Source organism: Salipiger pentaromativorans, from assembly GCF_024721115.1.
GTDB classification, from domain to species: domain Bacteria; phylum Pseudomonadota; class Alphaproteobacteria; order Rhodobacterales; family Rhodobacteraceae; genus Salipiger; species Salipiger pentaromativorans.
Window position 1 is genome coordinate 28,492 of the sequence record NZ_JAMDHK010000018.1, and the last position, 16,235, is coordinate 44,726.

14 protein-coding genes are annotated in these 16,235 nt (G+C 62.2%); 7 read left to right on the forward strand and 7 right to left on the reverse strand.

Annotated elements, in window-relative coordinates; genetic code table 11:
• Positions 1-41: 41 nt before the first annotated feature.
• Positions 42-1,268 (reverse strand): acyl-CoA dehydrogenase family protein, encoded by a 1,227-nt coding sequence (locus M4578_RS21565; RefSeq protein WP_027264340.1) that lies wholly within the window; start codon positions 1,266-1,268, stop codon positions 42-44.
• A 16-nt stretch (positions 1,269-1,284) separates the two neighbouring features.
• Positions 1,285-2,397 carry an acyl-CoA dehydrogenase family protein gene (locus M4578_RS21570; RefSeq protein WP_027264341.1) on the reverse strand — a complete coding sequence of 371 codons (1,113 nt, stop codon included), beginning with the start codon at positions 2,395-2,397 and terminating at the stop codon, positions 1,285-1,287.
• A gap of 320 nt (positions 2,398-2,717) precedes the next feature.
• Between M4578_RS21570 and M4578_RS21575 the strand changes: the two genes are divergently transcribed.
• Together M4578_RS21575 and M4578_RS21580 are read left to right on the forward strand one after the other, a co-directional pair.
• Positions 2,718-3,200, forward strand: coding sequence for a MaoC family dehydratase (locus M4578_RS21575; RefSeq protein ID WP_036051571.1), 483 nt, complete (start codon positions 2,718-2,720; stop codon positions 3,198-3,200).
• Positions 3,201-3,234: 34 nt separating this feature from the next.
• Positions 3,235-4,053, forward strand: coding sequence for an IclR family transcriptional regulator (locus M4578_RS21580; protein ID WP_071974435.1), 819 nt, complete (start codon positions 3,235-3,237; stop codon positions 4,051-4,053).
• Between the two features lie 40 nt (positions 4,054-4,093).
• On the opposite strand, the gene M4578_RS21585 is transcribed toward M4578_RS21580, so the two are convergent.
• The 3 genes from M4578_RS21585 to M4578_RS21595 are packed head-to-tail and all read right to left on the reverse strand — an operon-like array spanning position 4,094 to position 7,727.
• On the reverse strand, positions 4,094-5,242 hold the full coding sequence (locus tag M4578_RS21585) for an acyl-CoA dehydrogenase family protein (protein ID WP_027264344.1): 1,149 nt from the start codon (positions 5,240-5,242) through the stop codon (positions 4,094-4,096).
• The gene (locus tag M4578_RS21590) at positions 5,239-6,297 is read right to left on the reverse strand and encodes an acyl-CoA dehydrogenase family protein (protein ID WP_027264345.1); all 1,059 of its coding nucleotides are present in this window, start codon (positions 6,295-6,297) and stop codon (positions 5,239-5,241) included. The genes M4578_RS21585 and M4578_RS21590 overlap by 4 nt, the downstream gene beginning before the upstream one ends.
• The gene (locus M4578_RS21595; RefSeq protein ID WP_027264346.1) at positions 6,297-7,727 is read right to left on the reverse strand and encodes an MmgE/PrpD family protein; all 1,431 of its coding nucleotides are present in this window, start codon (positions 7,725-7,727) and stop codon (positions 6,297-6,299) included. The genes M4578_RS21590 and M4578_RS21595 overlap by 1 nt, the downstream gene beginning before the upstream one ends.
• 509 nt (positions 7,728-8,236) lie before the next feature.
• Between M4578_RS21595 and M4578_RS21600 the strand changes: the two genes are divergently transcribed.
• The 5 genes from M4578_RS21600 to M4578_RS21620 all read left to right on the forward strand — a co-directional run bounded on the left by M4578_RS21600 (position 8,237) and on the right by M4578_RS21620 (position 14,563).
• Positions 8,237-9,664, forward strand: a complete 1,428-nt coding sequence (locus M4578_RS21600; RefSeq protein WP_027264347.1) for a hypothetical protein — start codon at positions 8,237-8,239, stop codon at positions 9,662-9,664.
• A gap of 146 nt (positions 9,665-9,810) precedes the next feature.
• Positions 9,811-10,749, forward strand: coding sequence for a CoA transferase subunit A (locus M4578_RS21605; protein WP_027264348.1), 939 nt, complete (start codon positions 9,811-9,813; stop codon positions 10,747-10,749).
• Positions 10,746-11,513 carry a CoA-transferase gene (locus M4578_RS21610; RefSeq protein ID WP_027264349.1) on the forward strand — a complete coding sequence of 256 codons (768 nt, stop codon included), beginning with the start codon at positions 10,746-10,748 and terminating at the stop codon, positions 11,511-11,513. The genes M4578_RS21605 and M4578_RS21610 overlap by 4 nt, the downstream gene beginning before the upstream one ends.
• A 45-nt stretch (positions 11,514-11,558) precedes the next feature.
• On the forward strand, positions 11,559-12,530 hold the full coding sequence (locus M4578_RS21615) for a TAXI family TRAP transporter solute-binding subunit (RefSeq protein WP_027264350.1): 972 nt from the start codon (positions 11,559-11,561) through the stop codon (positions 12,528-12,530).
• 89 nt (positions 12,531-12,619) lie between these two features.
• Positions 12,620-14,563, forward strand: coding sequence for a TRAP transporter permease (locus M4578_RS21620; RefSeq protein ID WP_223228103.1), 1,944 nt, complete (start codon positions 12,620-12,622; stop codon positions 14,561-14,563).
• A gap of 83 nt (positions 14,564-14,646) precedes the next feature.
• Here the strand turns inward: M4578_RS21620 and M4578_RS21625 are convergent, their stop codons facing one another.
• Together M4578_RS21625 and M4578_RS21630 are read right to left on the reverse strand one after the other, a co-directional pair.
• Positions 14,647-15,027, reverse strand: a complete 381-nt coding sequence (locus tag M4578_RS21625; protein ID WP_258095272.1) for a Zn-ribbon domain-containing OB-fold protein — start codon at positions 15,025-15,027, stop codon at positions 14,647-14,649.
• Between the two features lie 28 nt (positions 15,028-15,055).
• Positions 15,056-16,228, reverse strand: a complete 1,173-nt coding sequence (locus M4578_RS21630) for an acetyl-CoA acetyltransferase (protein ID WP_027264353.1) — start codon at positions 16,226-16,228, stop codon at positions 15,056-15,058.
• Between the last annotated feature and the right edge of the window lie 7 nt (positions 16,229-16,235).

Genomic DNA, 16,235 nt, shown 5'->3' on the forward strand with positions numbered 1-16,235 from the left:
CCTCCTTGTTGGTCGTTGGTCCCGGGTGGCGCCCATTCAGATCAAAGCTCTGAAAACGCGACATCCTTGTCGACGCGTATTTCAGGCGGCAGCCCGAGAATGCGTTCGCCAATGATCGTGCGCTGGATCTCGTCCGATCCCCCCGCGATCCGGTTGCCCGGCGCGGTCAGGTATTCGTTTCGCCAGCGCGCCACGTCATCCCCGACCTTGGCTGATATGCCCGCCGAAGTTCCCGCCAGATCCATCCCGAAAGCGCCCATTTCCTGCCGCAGCTTGCCCAGCAACAGCTTGCCGATCGAGCCCTCTTCACCCGGTGCCTGGCCGCGCGAAAGCGACGTCATGACCCGGTAAGAGGTGAATTCCAGTCCGCGTTGACGCGCGATGAAATCGGCAATGCGCGCGCGCACCTCGTCGTCCTCGATGGCCGGGCGACCGTTCCGTTCGACACGGGTAGCCAGATCAATCAATTCCTCGGCCCGCGCACCGCCACTGGCCCGGCCGACGGAAATACTGAACCGTTCGTTCATGAGTGTGGTCAGCGCCACTTTCCACCCTTCGGATACACCGCCCAAGCGGGCGCTGTCTGGCACGCGCAGGTTGTCGATGAACACTTCGTTGAAACTGGAGCTGCCCGAAATCTGGCGAATAGGACGGGTTTCGATGGCCGGGTCGGACATGTCCACAAGGAACATGGTCATTCCCTTGTGCTTGGGCACCTGTGGATCGGTGCGCGCCAGCAGGATGCCGTGAGTGGAATAATGCGCCCCCGAGGTCCAAACCTTCTGACCGGAGATCACCCATTCGTCGTCTTCGCGGCGTGCACGGGTGCGGATACCGGCCAAATCGGACCCGGCGGCGGGTTCGGAAAAAAGTTGGCACCAGATGTCTTCGCCCGTGAGAGCCCGGGGCAGGAATCTTGTTTTCTGGTCTTCGGTGCCGTGGATCATGACCGTAGGCCCGACCAGCCCGATCCCGATCAGAAAGACGTTGGGCGGGACGGCGTAGCGCCCTTCCTCTTGATTCCAGATCACTTGCTCGATCGGAGTGGCGTCACGCCCACCGAAAGCACGGGGCCATGTCAGCCCCGCCCAGCCTGCGTCGGCCTTTCGTGCCTGCCAGTCGCGCGCACGGGCAACTTCGTCGGCGTCGCGGGCCATGAAATGGTCCTGGGCCTTTTCGCTTCCATTGCGGCGGGTCGCGGTGGCATCAAGCCAGTCGCGCGCCTTGGCGCGGAACGCGGCTTCTTCCGGGCTGTCGCTGAAATCCATCTGCACTTTGTCCTTGTCAGTTCGCGGCCCTTTGGCCGTCCGCCAGATTGCAAAGCAGCCGCTCGCGCCACAAATCGGCCAGGCCGAGTTCGGCCTTCAACTGCCATCCTCGCCGCAGAAACAAATGCGGGTCGGCCGCCCAGGTGAACCCGATCCCACCGTGAAGCTGCACCGATTCCTCAGTGGTGAATTGCACTGCATCGAGAGCCGCGAGGCGTGCTACCGCCGCCGCTTCGGACAGCCGTTCATCCCCGCTCGCCAGCGCCCAGGCGCCGAAAAAAGCATTGGACCGTGCCAGCTCGATCTTGGCGAACATGTCCGCGAGCCGGTGCTTGACCGCCTGAAAACTGCCGATCTGGCGTCCGAACGCCTGCCGCTCGCAGGCATAGTCTCTGGTCAGGAAAAGCGCCCGCTCGGCCAGGCCGATCTGTTCGAAGGCGGCCAACACTGCGGCGCCGTCCAGAAGAGTCCGGATCGCTGCGGGATCGGACCCGGGAAGCAGTTCAACCGGCGTGTCGTGAAAGACGATCTCGGACGTCGGACGGGTGCGGTCGATCGCATCCAGCGCGCTGATCGACACCGAGGGGTCCGAAAGATCCGCCAGATAAAGGCGCGCGGTGCCGCCTTCGTCCAGGGCGGCGACGATCGCGAATGACGCATCGGATGCGAACGAAACTGGCGATTTCCGTCCCGAAAGGCGATCCTGCAGCACTTTTGCCGAGACCCGTTCCGGTGCAGACCCTCCATCCTCGGCAAGCGCGACGGTAACGATCATGCGGCCTTCGGCGATCCGGGGAAGCAGATTTTCCCTTTGGCTTTGCGTGCCCAAGTCCTGAATCGCGGGGATCGCCAGGCCAAGAACCGGGCCAAAAGGTATGGCGGCCAGGCTACGGCCGATCTCTTCGGCGACAATGGCCAGTTCGATCGCCCCCATCGCCGCCCCCCCGTAGTCTTCGGCAATTGCAAGGCCCAGCCATCCGCCGTCCGCCAAGGCGGTCCAGGTTGCGGAATCGAACCCGTCGGCAGCCTCAAGACAGTCATGCGCCACCGCGAGAGTGGCGTGATCGCTCAGCATTCGTGCCAGCGTGTCGCGTATGGCATCGTGTTCGTCGGAAAAGCCGAAATTCATGCTGGTCCTCTTCGGGTCATGGCATTTGGCGCCTGTTCACAAAAAGGTAAGGTACGCGTTCGGTATGTCCCAAACGCTATCCGGCACCAGCCGCGTAAAACCACATATGTGCTGTGGCGTGGAAAAAGGGGCCACTGGAGCGAAGAATGCGATTCATCAAGAATGTGCTCAATCGACGTGAAAGCCGCAAAAACGAGGCAGTCGATTGATTGCTGCGGAGCTTGCCGCCTAACGTGAAGGAACCGGGGCGTGTTCCGGGCGCAGGACAGATGTGGCCGAACCCTCTCAGAAAATGGAACTGATCAAGGGAATTGTGCGAAATGGAAACTGTAGGACTCGGGTTTTGTTATGAAGATTTGCCAGTGGGGCGCAGGTTTCGGACCATTGGCCGCACCGTCACCGAAACCGATATCACGAATTTTGTAAGTGTTACCGGCATGCTTGAGGTCTTGTTCATCAATCGTGACTTCCGAGAGAAGGAATCCAATATCCCCGGTTTCGCCGCGCCCGGTGCGCTGGTCTATACCTTTATGGAAGGGCTCTTGACCCAATCCACAATGCAACATACCGGCTTTGCCTTTCTGGACATGGAACTGAAGGTCATGGGGCCCACATTTGCCGGGGACACCATCCATTGTGAGGTCGAGGTAACAGAATCGCGCCGGTCGAAGAGCCGTCCGAACCGCGGATTGGTGCGGACGCGAAACAAGGTGTTCAAGCAAACCGGAGAACAGGTATTGGAGTATACGCCGTTGCGGATGATCAAGGCCCGCATGACGGATAAAGAGCCAGGAAAGGCATAGGGCTGTTCCGGATAGCGGCACTGGAGACATGACTATGAAAACCGCGCAATCTGGCCCAGCCGAAGCCGCCGGGCGCACATCGGAAGGGCCCCGGTCCTTGACGCGTATCCTTGCGTTGTTCGATCTTTTGGCGCGCTGCAAACGTCACATGTCTCTTTCGGAACTCAGCATCGCGATTGATTGCCCCAAGAGCAGTTTGCTGGTGCTGCTTCGGCCCCTCACCGAGAAGGGGTATCTGATGCGCGAGGAAGACAATTACTTTCTGGGTCCGAGGATTTTTCAGTTCGCCCAGTCAATTCTGACCAACCACCCGTTCGAATCGGTCCTGCGCGGGGTGATGAATGATGTGGTTAACCAGACCGGTGAAACCATCCTGTTTGCTGTCCGGGACGGCGAGAAAGTCATTTATTCGTCGGTCATCGAAAGCCCCCAGCCCGTTCGGTATGTCGCCCAACAGGGGATCAACCGGCCATTGTTCTGTTCGGCATCGGGGCTGGTCATGCTGGCCTTTGACACGCAGCAGGAACTGGACGATTATTTTCGGCGCACTGAATTAAAGCCGCTGACGCCTAATTCGATCACCGATGAAAATGAACTGCGCGGGTTAATTTCGGAGATTCGCAAAACCGGGTATTCCAGTACAGCTGGAACCGCGCATGTAGATGCAGCGGGGTTCGGGGTTCCGGTCTTTCGCGCCGACGGACACTTGGCAGGAGCATTGGTGATTGGTGCTCCTCTGGAGCGCGCCAAGCGTAACAAGAAGCGATATGTTGCCGCTGCCAAAACGGCCGCTGAACAGCTCTCCCGAGCACTCGGCTATCGTTCGGAGGTTGGGGAAACCGGCCGGCACTAGACGTGTGCCGCCCGCCGTTGTTGTCATTCCGCAGGCGGGATCATCTCAGTCCGAGTCCCCGCGCAATGATACCGCGAAGAATTTCGCGTGTGCCGCCGCGCAACGAAAACGACGGAACGGCGAGTTCGGTATACGCCAGAACAGCCGCATAGCTATCGCTCCCGCCAGGCACCGCCGGGCGCGACACAAGACTTCGGGCCAGGCGCGGAATGTCCTGTTCGAAAAGCGCTCCCAGATCCTTGACAATGGCAGCCTGAAGTGACGGGTTCTCTCCTTCGTTCAACATTCCGGCCACCGATCGTGACATCTGCCGCAGCACCATCAGATGCGCGGACAAACGGCCAATCTCGGCCTGCTGCGCTTCGGTTGCGTCGTCGCGCAGCAATCGGATCAGTTCCTCGATCAGGGCAAACGACGACAGGAACCGCTCGGGGCCGCTGCGCTCGAACGCCAGTTCGCTCATGACCTGCGACCAGCCCTCGCCCTTTTCGCCCAGCAGCGCATCGGAGGGCAAAAAGGTATCGTCGAATACCACCTGGTTGAAATGATGCTCACCGCCCAAGTCGATGATCGGGGTGATCTGAATGTTGTCGGTGGCCTTGAGATCGACCAGAAATTGGCTCATCCCGCCGTGGCGGTCGTCGCTCTTGCCGGTGCGGCAGAACAGGATCATGTAATCGGCGACATGCGCATAGGTCGTCCAGACCTTCGTGCCGTTGATCCGGAACCCCCCGTCGACCTCGGTGGCCATCGTGCGCGTCGCCGCCAGGTCCGAGCCGGAATCCGGCTCGCTCATCCCGATGCAGAAACACAGTTCGCCCGCGGCGATGCGCGGCACGATCCGGCGTTTCTGATCGTCGGTGCCCTTGGCAAGTATGAGCGGACCGCTCTGCCGATCTGCGATCCAGTGCGAAATCACCGGGGCACCGGCGGCCAGTAGCTCTTCGGACACGACATACCGCTCAAGCGCGCTGCGCGCGTGGCCGCCGTATTCCTTTGGGAAGGTCATGCCGACCCAGCCGCGCTGCGCCAGCTTTCGTGAAAAATCACGGCTGAACCCATTCCACGACTGCGCGCGTTTTATGGGCGGGAAATCGGCCAGTTCGTCGGCCAGGAACGCGCGGACCTCTTGCCGGAGGTCGTCATAGTCGGCGCCGGGCGGGGGGGGAGAAAAAGCGGTGAGGGTCATGCCTGGGTCCCTTTTGCAGCGCTGTCTGTGATGAAATGCCAGAAGGTGTCGTGGGGGCTCGACAGGGCGGCCCGCCCAAGTTCCCTGGTCCAGTCAAGCTCGGTGCCGAACTCGTCACGCCAGCCCCAAATCCGTTTGGTGAAATGGTGAAGCGCGTGTTCCTGGGTATAACCGATGGCCCCGTGAATCTGGTGGGCCAGGGCCCCGACCTTCTCGGCCGCTTCTCCGGCGCGGGCCTTGGCGGCGGCAACGGCCAGCGCAAAGGCCGGTGTGTCATAGCTGCCGGCCGCCATCTCGGCGGCCGTGCGCGAGGCTGCGGTTTCTCCGGCCATTGTCGCAAGATTGTGCTGGATCGCCTGGAACCTGCCGATTGGCCGTCCGAACTGCACCCGGTCGTTGGCGTATTGAACGCTCATCTTCAGGATGGTCTCCATCGCCCCGGTGGTGGCAAGACTGCGGATAAGTGCACCAAGCCCGCGCATCCCTCCCACGGGTCGTGGCAAGGGGGTGACATCGGTCTCTGTCAGGGTATAATCGAGTTCGATGTCGTCGCGTGGCATCCCGGCAAAATCCTGCGCCGGGTCAACGATCAGATCCTTCACCGGCAGGGACAGGACGTGATCGACACCGTCCAGGACGCCAATGGTCACGATCCGGTTCGCCCAGCGGGCAAAGGGCACCAGTGTCAGATGCCCGCTCGCATGGATCTTCTTGCCGCGCCGTTCCAACCGCAGCGCTTCGCCTTCGGCGATGGTCAGCCTGCCACCGGGAAGGGCCATATTCGCGGCCGCCAGAACGGCGTTTGCGATCAGGGTTTCAGCCAGAGGCAAGGGCAGGCCATGCGCCCCGACAATACGCACAAGACCGAGCGCCTCGGCCGGTGGCACGCCGAAACCGCCTGCGTCCTCTGGCACCAGCGCCATGGTTAACCCTGCCTCCTCGATCTGCGTCCAGAGCGCCTCGGGGCATTGTCCCGAGGCGGCGTCTTCGCGCATGCGGTGGGTGACATGGTCGCGGAACAGTCGCTCTGCCATGTCATGAATCATCGATTCCATCAGACGGTCCTTTCAGACGGTGTTTGATCGGCGCTGGACATTTCCTTCACGGGCTTGTCCTGCCGCGCATGGTTTTTTTGCCCGTCGGGGGCCGACGCCTCTCGCAGTGGCGGCAGATGCAGCCGCGTGCGCAGATCCCGGCGGAACGCACTGGCAGAGGGCGCCGCGCCCCCGTCCCTGCGATATTTTCCGAGGCAATCGGCGATTTTGTCGCCGATCGCGGCAGGGGTTGCCGGATCCGAGGGAGAGCCGGGGTGCGCCGCGACCGAGGTTTCGGCCAGGGTTACGTTCCCTTTGCGCAGGCGGACATGGACCGTCCCATGGTCCACGCCAGCGTGATCCCGCCCCGCTTCCGGCATGGTTTGGATATGCACCATGTCCATAAGCCGGCGCACCGCGGGGCGATGGGGGCTGTCCCCTTCGAAATCCACCAGCCCGACCTGGCCCTGCTGCAGGGCCACGGCGAGCGTATAGGCGGCACAGAACTTGGCCTGCATTCCATCTTTGGGGTCGGTGACATGCAACGGGACCATGACGCTTTCGGGCACTGTCATTTCAATCACCGATCCTTCGGGCACCGCCTCGCCGCCGCGTTCGGCGTGAAGGTGCCGCCCGGCGGCGATCATCCTGTGGGTGAGGTAGCAGCAGGGATACAGCTTGCGGGACACCGTGCCCAGATCGATCCGCGGTTCCACCGCTGCGGGGTCGGCCGCAATCCCGTCCGGGCCGGCATAAAGGTCGAAGAAGCCGCGCGCCGCGAAGATGTCCGGGGCGCCCGTGATGCCGGCCTCGGCCATCCGGGTGGCCCGCAATCCGACAAGGGCGGCGTTTCCGGCCTGGATCGGTTTCGCCATGGCGCCGAAATTGATCTGCATTCCCCCGGCCAGCGACGCGGCCAGGGACAGGGCGTTGCGGACTGCGTCGTCGTCGAGCCCAAGCTGATGCGCGACCGCTGCCGCCGATGCCAGAACCCCGATGGTCGACGTTGCGTGCCAGCCCTTGTTGTAGTGGCCAAAACCCAGGATCTGACCGAGCGCGACATTGACGGCTGTTCCGACCGCAAGCGCGGGGGCAATGCGGCCGGCCGTGTCCGGCCGGACATCCACGGTGGCCAGCAGCGCCGACACGATTACAACACTGGGATGGGTGACGCTGACCGTATGGACATCGTCGAAATCGAGCGCATGACCGGCAACCGCGTTCAGGAACGCGGCCTGTTCGGGACTGCCACCTTCAGCAGCTCCTGCCGGGACTGCCGGTCCGCCCGCGTCAAGCGCCGCCAGCCGGCGAACCACCGGTTCATGCCACCCGCCATAGATGGCGGCTATGGTATCCTCAACGCAAAGCGCGGCCTGCTCGGCGTCTGCAACGCTCAGCCGGTGCGGCGCGGCGACGAACCGCGACAAACGGATGGTGAAATCGCTGATCATCCACTTCTTTCTCTGACACTGCATATTGCCTCATCAAGGCGGGCGCTATCAACTCTCGGCCCCACTCTTTCGCACATATGTGTTGGAGCGGGATGCTTGCGTTGTGATCCTTGCTGCCGTTGGATATTCTGGGTGCTCATCCTTCCTCTGTTTCCGTGCAGGATCGGGCGTTGGACGTGACCGTAGAACTTCGGAAAGAAGAACAGACGTGGTTGAGGGTATCGGCGTGAAAAGTCGGGCAGACAAGCACGCATGTGCGGAGAGACATTTCGAGGCATCGTTGTGTCATTGACCGCCAGACGATGTATCCTCGGAGGCCCGGAACCAAGGCGGTCAGTGCCACCACAAATCCGGGCTAGTCCGCCCTGCGCCGACAAGATGAGCACCTTGTGTGTCCTTGCCTGTGAATGGGAAATTGTCGGCATCGCATTTCCGCCGTCGTGCCATGAAAGACCGCATCTGCCGTTGCGTCACAGACACAACGAGCGCCTTCGGAAAAGGGGGGGCAGATGTCGCCTGTCGAGCGCCTGAAACGTTCCGGCAAGCGCAACAGGTTTACGGCCATTTGTCTGCTGATTTGTCTTGGCGCTGCCATCATTCAGGGTGTCTTGCCCTCCGCCGTCGCGTCCATCGCTGCCGCGCCGTTTTTCTGCATCTATCTTGCCATTTCGTCCCGCTACATCGCCCGTGTCGGATGGGTGCTGCTTTTCTTCTCGCTCGCGATCGCCCTTCTGGCGCTGGCCAATGGAATCGACCCCGGCATCTTCGTCCAGGCGGCGGGGCGCGTCGTGTTCCTGTCCGCTCTGCTGACGGCTGTCGCCTTCCTGCGCATCGCGGCCACCCAAGACCCGATTGTCGAGGTTGCCGGTGAATTCCTGACACTGCAGCCGCCGACCCGTCGCTACGCCTCTCTGGGTGCGGGCGGGCATCTGTTCGGGGTGCTTCTAAATCTCGGCGGGCTTGGGGTGATGCTGGAGATCATAATGAAAGGGCTGGCGGCGCATCGGCACGAGATGGACGAATTCGTGTTCCAGGCTCGCAAGCGCAGGATGGTGAGCGCCTGTATGCGGGGGTTTTCCTCGATCGCGTTCTGGACGCCGTTCGGAATCGCTCTCAATCTGATGATTCTCACAATACCGGGGCTCGAATGGACGACCCTGGCGCCTTACGGGATTGCTCTGGCCGGGATTCTGTTTCTTCTGGGATGGCTGTTCGACACGGTGGAATGGTGGCGCCCGCCCTCGGCGCGCGGCCGGGCACCGGCCCTGAGCGGTGACTTGCCGGACTGGAGCCCCTGGGCCGTCCTGATCGTGTCCGGGCATGTGCTTTTTTTGGGCGCCGCCGTGGTCACGCTGGACCGGTTGACCCAGTACAGTTTCCAGACCGTCCTGATCACCATCGTGCCGATCTATGCGCTGCTCTGGTCGGTTATGCGCAGCGGCAGTGGCAGCCTTGCCGGTATATCGCGCCGGTTTGTGACCCAGGCACCGGGTTTCGCGACCGAAATGAGCGTCATCGCGTCGGCGGGGTTCATCGGCCTCGTCGCGCTGGAGGTCGTTCCGGTCGAATGGATTGCCGACCATCTTGGCTGGATCGCAACGCGGCCTGTGCTGACCGTCGTGCTGTTGATCATGACGGTGTTTCTGACGGGGCTGCTGGGCGTGCATCCGATGATCTCGGTGGTCCTGCTGGCAGAGGTGGTCAACCGCGTCGGCGTGGAAGGTTTGTCGCCGCTTGCTCTGGGCCTTGCACTGGCTGGTGGCTGGAGCAGCATCATCTGCATGGGACCGGCCATCACGGCGGTGGTCTACGCCTCCTCCATCGTGGGCGAGCGGCCGCTGACCATCGGCTTGCGGTGGAACGGGATCTTCGGTGTTGCGAGCATCCTCCTCATCACGCTCATCGTTGGCGGCGGTGTCGCGGCAGGGTGGTTCTGACCGGTCTCAATTGCCTGTCAGGAACCGGGCGCAAGCATTTCCACATATGTGTTCGATCAGGCTTTGCGCTAGTCGGAAGGTGATGGACCCCATAGCGTCAACTAGGATGGGTCAGCGCAATCACTATCGGAGTGGCACGCCCAACGATGGAAGGCCAAGCGAAACCCACACGTCGCAGCAAGGTCACAGGCCTGCAAGACGCAGCCCGGCTGGCACGAGGCGCTTTGGAAGAACGCCCCGAGCTTTGTCTCGGTGGTCTGTTCAAGCAAAGCCGCCCTGTCGCACTGGTGCGCGCGTTGCTGGCCGCGGGCGCAGATGGTCTGCATGTGTATTCCTCGCCGGGCGCGGGGTATGATGTCGACCTGATGATTGCGGCAGGCGCGGTCGCACAGGTCTTTATTCCCGGCGTTACGCTGGAAAACCGGCTTTGCCCCAATTTCCGCCGCGCGGTCGAGGCAGGGCAGGTGACCGCGCACGCGCTGGATGCGCTGACCGTGGTGGGCGGGCTGATGGCGTCGGCTCATGGCGTGCCGTTCCAGCCAATCGACGCGCTGCGCGGATCGGACGTTCTGAAGCACAACCCGCTTTTGCACGAAATCGACTGCCCGTTCTCCGGCCGCCGTATTCACGCCGTCGGGCCGATCCGCCCCAGAGTGACGTTCTTGCACGCGCAGGAAGCCGACCGTTGGGGAAACCTGCGCCATCTCAGCACGATGGTCTACGCCGATCAGCTGATGGCACGCGCGTCTGACATGGTCATTGCCAGCGTGGACCGGATCGTGCCGGACGAGGTCGTTCTGGACGATCCCTCGCGGGTTACCGTGCCGTCTTATTATGTCGATGCCGTGGTCGAGGTGCCCTATGGCGCGCACCCAACCGCGAGCTTTCCCAACTATGCGATGGACGAGGACCATATCGACGCCTACGCCGATCTGGGGGATGCCGCCCGGACCGGCGACAGCACGGGGCTGGACACCTATATCGCCCGCCATGTGACCGGACCGAAAAACCAGAGCGACTACATCGAAGCGGTCGGGGGAGCCGGGTATTTCGCCGTGCTCGAAGCCGAGGCACGGAACGAATGAGTGCAGCGGTTTCCCCAATTGAACAGATGGTCGTCGTGTTGGCCCGCGATCTGGCCGACGGAGAACTGGGTGCGGCGGGTGCAGCCGCGTTGGTGCCGATGGCGGCCATTGCGCTAGCCCGCGAGCTGCATGCACCGAACCTGACGGTCGGCGGCGAGATGTTCTTCAACCCCGAGCCGGGGCGTTTGTATCCGTCGATGCTGGACGATCGTGCGCTCGGCCGCTGCGAGGCCGCCGAGACCTTTATCGAGTTGTTCGGCCACAGCCATCACGGGCTGGATTTTTTCTTTCACAGTGGCTTGCAGCACGATGTGTACGGCAACATCAACCTGCACCACGTCGGCGGCACGCTGCACGCACCAAAGATGCGCGGGCCGGGGGCAGCAAACCTGTCATACTGCCACACCTCGTCGCGGTATTACATTTGCCCCACCGTGCATACGGCGCGAAACTTTGTGGAAACGGTCGATTTCATCACAATACCCGGACATCTGTCCGGGCCTGCCGCGAAACGCGACGCCGGGCTGGTCAATGAAGGACCGCGCCTGGTGGTGACACCGCGAGCGGTTATGGATTTCGACAAGACGACGCTGCGAATGCGACTGAAATCGGTGCATGCGGGAAATACGCCCGAAGAGGTCCAGCGTCATACGGGGTTCGATCTGGCGATCAGAGGCGAGGTGCCGCAAACGCGGCCACCAACGGAGGAAGAATTGCGCGTTCTGAGAGAGCGGATCGATACATCGGGGGCCCTGCGTGCTTAAGCGACCGGGCTGACGTTACTTTAAAGGCAAAAACGGGAGGATAAAATGATCCAACGCAAGTTGACCGGATACCGGGCGGCGGTGGGTGCTATCGCGGCCATGGGCGCGATAGCCCTTGGCGGCGCGGCATCTGCCAAGGATCTCACGATGGGCACGACCAGCCCGACGTCGAGCCATTTCACCATTTCGGTTGCGATGAGCAAGGCGATCGAGACCGGCATGGAAGGCACCAATGTCAGCGTGATCGAAACCGGGGCCAGCGTGGACAATGTGCTGCGGCTGGCGCGCGACGAGATCGACCTTGGGCTTGCCACCACCGACATTCTGATCTCCGCCAGAAACGGGACCGGCAAGTTCGAAGGTAACGCAATCCCAGATACGGTTGCGCTTTATCCTTACAGCGCCTCGATCCTGCTGATCGCGGTCACCGAAGAGTCTGGTGTGACGACGCTGGACGAACTGGACGGAAAGAAGTTCAATCCCGGCATCCGCGGATCGGCGGCCGAGACGTTGACGACCGGTGTCCTGTCCATGTTCGATATCAACGCGGACCTGGTGCATGGCGCCGTTGGCGACGCGGTGGAAGGCATCAAGAACCGCCAGATCATCGGTTATAGCAAATACGGGGCCGCAAACTCTGTCGATGCAACCCTGCAAGAGTTGATGACAAGCACCAAGATGCGGTTGATCGGCTTCACCGAAGAGCAGGAGAAAGCGGCGACAGAAGCCATGGAGGGCGTCGGTTTCACGACTCTTCCCGCAGGGCTTATTCCGGGATCCGAGGAAATGCGGGTACCCAAGCTCAACGTCTTCTTCCTGACCCGCACCGGCGTCATGGATGACCAGAGCGCCTATGACATCGCTCGCAGCATCCACCAGAACATGGACCTGCTGGTCGAAGCCTGGCCGCAGCTTGCGGATTACGACATCGCCGCCGATGCCGTCGCCACAATCGAGACCGGTATACCCTATCATCCAGGTGCGGAACGTTACTGGAGAGAGGCGGCCGGAAGCTGACCGGAATCGCGGGCCGTCACGACGGCGGCCATAGGCTGATCCAGACGGGGTGCTGCGGGCACCCCGCCGTTACCGCTCTCGGAGAGAACATGACGCAGACATCGACCGCAATACCCAATTGGGAACGGCGCGGAGGGCAGGCGCTTGGAGTATTGTTGGCGGCATTCGTCGCTCTGCATTTCTACAATGCCTTATTCGGGCAGTTCGAACCGCTGGTTCAGCGGCCGATCTTTATCGGTTTCGGTATCGGCGGCGCGTTCTTTCTTTATGCGGCACGCGCCTCGCGGACCGGTGCGCGAAGCGGGATTGAACGGGCTGTGGACATCATGCTGGGACTACTGGCGTTCGCGGTTTGCCTCTACGTGATCCTGAACCGGGATCGCTTTTCGGATATCATGGTGCGCTATGGGCCGATCGACAAGGCGGCAGGTCTGATAGCTGTTCTGCTGACCCTCGAGGCCGCGCGCCGGGTGATCGGATGGTTCCTGCCGCTGCTGGCCCTTTGCACCGTGATCTATTTCTATTTCGGCTATGACCTGATCGACGGCGCCTGGCGCCCGCCGCGCGTTTCGGCACGTACCGCTGTCGAGACATTTTACAGCTCGACCACCGGCCTGTTCGGCTACCTTGCGGATATCGGGGCACGGGTCATCGTGATCTATGTGCTTCTGGGGGCGCTCCTGCTGTCGACCGGGGCAACGGATGCTTTCATGAAAATGGCAACGTGGATCGCCGGTCGAACGTATGGCGGCCCGGCAAAGGTCTGTGCCCTGTCTTCGGCGATGTTCGGGACGGTGACCGGTTCGGCAGTGGCCAACGTCATGGCGACCGGCTCGATCACCATTCCCACGATGAAGCGGCTGCGCTATCCACCGGCCTTTGCCGGGGCGGTCGAGGCCGTTGCCTCCTCCGCCGGCCAGCTTACGCCGCCGGTGATGGGGGCAGCGGCCTTCATCATGGCTGAGTTCCTGAACATTCCCTATACCGACATTGTCGTTGCGGCGATCGGTCCGGCATTTCTCTACTACCTGGCGGTATGGCTCGGGGTGGATCTCTATGCGCGTCGCACAGGGTTGCAACCGACACCGAGGAGCGAAATGCCCGAACCGGCGGAATTCCTCGCACCGGACAAGTCAATTCCCTTGTTTCTTCCCATCGCGGCGATGGTCTACTTCCTGTTCAACGGCTACACGCCGAGCTTTGCAGGTGCCGGTGCTGTTATCATACTGGTTTTGGCCTGTGTGGTGGTGCGCCCGTTCGCGCGTGACGGAAGAGAGCAGGGCGTGCTGGCCTCTTGGGCCAAGCTGGCGCGCGACCTCTATGAGGGGATGATCGAAGCAGGGCGGGCGTTGGTGATGATCGCCGCGCTGCTAGCCTGCGCCGCCATCGTCGTCAAGGTTCTGACGGCGACGGGTGCCGGGGTCAAAGTCTCGAACCTGTTGTTCTCTGTGTCCGGTCAGGGGTTGATCGTGGCCCTGTTGCTGGCGGCGGTGCTGGCGATCTTGCTGGGTATGGACGTGCCGACGACGGCCTCCTATGTGCTGGCGGCGGCAATCGCCGCGCCCAGTCTCGTGCGGCTTGGCCTACCCGAACTGACGGCTCATCTTTTTGTCTTCTACTATGCGATCCTGTCGGCCATCACGCCACCGGTCTGCGCCAGTGTCTATGCCGCCGCCGCCCTGGCAGGGGCCAATTTCTGGCGGGTGGCGGGTCGCGCGCTGATGTTGGCCGGAGCGATCTATGTGGTGCCGTTTCTCTTTGTGTTCCGGCCGGGCATACTGGCCCAGGGCGGCACGGTGCAAATCCTACTGGATATGGGCGTGGCCTGCGCCGCGGTTTTTGCCGTCAGCGTCGGCACAAGCGGCTGGTTTCGTGGAAAGGTGCCGGTCATCGGCCGGTTGCTGTTCCTGTCGGCTGCCGGCTTGCTGTTTTACGCCGCGCCTGCGGCCGACATCGTTGGTGGGCTGGCGCTGGCCGGGCTCTTGGCGTGGCGGTTTTTGCGCGGAGCACCGCAGCCCGGCCGCGCCGGGTGACCTCCGAAAAGCGAAGAGCCACCGCAGACAACCTCTGCGACGGCTCTTCCACATTCGGCCCCGAAGTGGCGGTGCCTCTGGCCTCAGGTCATTTTGAAGTAGGGAAAAGTCACTTCGTCGGTTGCCTTGACGAACGTCACTTCCACCTTGGCCCCGATATGAACCTTCTCGGGGTCGCCGGTCTGGATCCGGCTCATCATCCGGGGGCCTTCCTCCAGCTCGATCAATGCCACGACATATGGCACGTCATCCGCGAAAGTCGGCCCTGCCGGACGGCGCGCGATGGTGAAGGTATGCACCTTGCCGCGTCCGCTCACGGTGTTGAAGCGCAGATTGTCGGAATGGCAATACGGGCAAATAGAGCGGGGATAGAAATGATGTTTGCCGCAATCGCCGCAAAGCGGGATGTCGAGGCGGCCCTCGCGCGTGGCCTCCCAATAGGGGGCACTGTCATGGTCGATCACCGGAAGCGGTTTTTCAATGCTCATCGTCTTAGCCCTTCTGCAAAATCACGGTCGCACCTGAGGAAAGCGTACCCCCGGTACCATGCACCAGAGCGGTCTCGGCGCCCTTGACCTGGCGCTCGCCGCCTTCGCCGCGAAGCTGCCGGACGGCCTCGATCAGCAGGAACATTCCGAACATGCCCGGATGCAGCGCCGAGAGGCCGCCGCCGCTGGTGTTCATTGGGAACGCCCCGCCTGGTGCCGTGCGCTGGCCCGACACGAAATCCCCGCCTTCGCCGATCTTGCAGAAGCCGAGAGCCTCGAGCGAGAGCAGCACGGTGATGGTAAAGCTGTCATAGATCTCGACCAGGTCGATATCCGAATGGCTCACCCCGGCCATTTTTATTGCGCGTTCCCCGGCCTTTTGCGCGGGAAGCAGGCGGGCGAGGTCCGGCATTTCGCCGATGGCCCAGTGGGTATGCGCCTCGCCATAGCCCTTGACCGCGACGGGACGGGTGTTGAGGTCCTTGGCCCGCTCGGCGGTGGTCATGACGAGGGCGCCGGCCCCGTCGGTGACGAGACAGCAATCGAGCAGATGCAGCGGCTCCGAGATCATCGTGCTGGACAGCACGTCGTCAATGGACAGCGGATCGCGACGCGTCGCCTCGGGGTTCAACTGTGCCCATTTCCGCGTCGCGACGGCGATTTCGGCCAGATTCTCGGACGTGGTGCCAAATTCATGCATATGGCGCTGTGCGGCCATCGCATAGCCGCCCACAGGCGTGGGCATTCCGTAAGGCGTTTCATGCTGCATGGACAGGACTGAAGGCCGACCCCCTAGATTGCGGCTGCGCAGGGATTTCTGGTCCGAGCTGTAGACAATCAGCGCAACCTCGCAATAGCCTTCGCGAAGAGCCATGGCGGCATGTGCGATATGGGCCTCGAATGCCGAACCGCCAATATTCGTGCCATCGACGAATGTCGGCATGATGCCCAGATATTCGCCCAGCGTCACCGTGGCCAGTTGGCCGGGGCCGGGGACCCCCCACATGCCGGCCGTCAGAAGACCGTCGACATCGCTCAACTTCAGTCCTGCTTCTTCGACGGCGGCTTTTGCCACAAATGCGGCATGACCAAGGACCGAAGCCTTGGTGACGAACTTGCCGTCCTTCAGCGGCGCGTCGGCGATGCCGACGACCACCGGTTCTCGTCCGTTCTTCATATGCTCT

Bases quoted from the DNA above. Each gene is read 5' to 3' on its own strand.
- M4578_RS21610 (WP_027264349.1), top strand. From the start codon at position 10,746: ATGAGTGCAGCGGTTTCCCCAATTGAACAGATGGTCGTCGTGTTGGCC.
- M4578_RS21615 (WP_027264350.1), top strand. From the start codon at position 11,559: ATGATCCAACGCAAGTTGACCGGATACCGGGCGGCGGTGGGTGCTATC.
- M4578_RS21595 (WP_027264346.1), bottom strand. From the start codon at position 7,727: ATGATCAGCGATTTCACCATCCGTTTGTCGCGGTTCGTCGCCGCGCCG.
- M4578_RS21630 (WP_027264353.1), bottom strand. From the start codon at position 16,228: ATGAAGAACGGACGAGAACCGGTGGTCGTCGGCATCGCCGACGCGCCG.
- M4578_RS21600 (WP_027264347.1), top strand. From the start codon at position 8,237: ATGTCGCCTGTCGAGCGCCTGAAACGTTCCGGCAAGCGCAACAGGTTT.
- M4578_RS21570 (WP_027264341.1), bottom strand. From the start codon at position 2,397: ATGAATTTCGGCTTTTCCGACGAACACGATGCCATACGCGACACGCTG.
- M4578_RS21575 (WP_036051571.1), top strand. From the start codon at position 2,718: ATGGAAACTGTAGGACTCGGGTTTTGTTATGAAGATTTGCCAGTGGGG.
- M4578_RS21620 (WP_223228103.1), top strand. From the start codon at position 12,620: ATGACGCAGACATCGACCGCAATACCCAATTGGGAACGGCGCGGAGGG.
- M4578_RS21585 (WP_027264344.1), bottom strand. From the start codon at position 5,242: ATGACCCTCACCGCTTTTTCTCCCCCCCCGCCCGGCGCCGACTATGAC.
- M4578_RS21565 (WP_027264340.1), bottom strand. From the start codon at position 1,268: ATGGATTTCAGCGACAGCCCGGAAGAAGCCGCGTTCCGCGCCAAGGCG.
- M4578_RS21605 (WP_027264348.1), top strand. From the start codon at position 9,811: ATGGAAGGCCAAGCGAAACCCACACGTCGCAGCAAGGTCACAGGCCTG.
- M4578_RS21590 (WP_027264345.1), bottom strand. From the start codon at position 6,297: ATGGAATCGATGATTCATGACATGGCAGAGCGACTGTTCCGCGACCAT.
- M4578_RS21580 (WP_071974435.1), top strand. From the start codon at position 3,235: ATGAAAACCGCGCAATCTGGCCCAGCCGAAGCCGCCGGGCGCACATCG.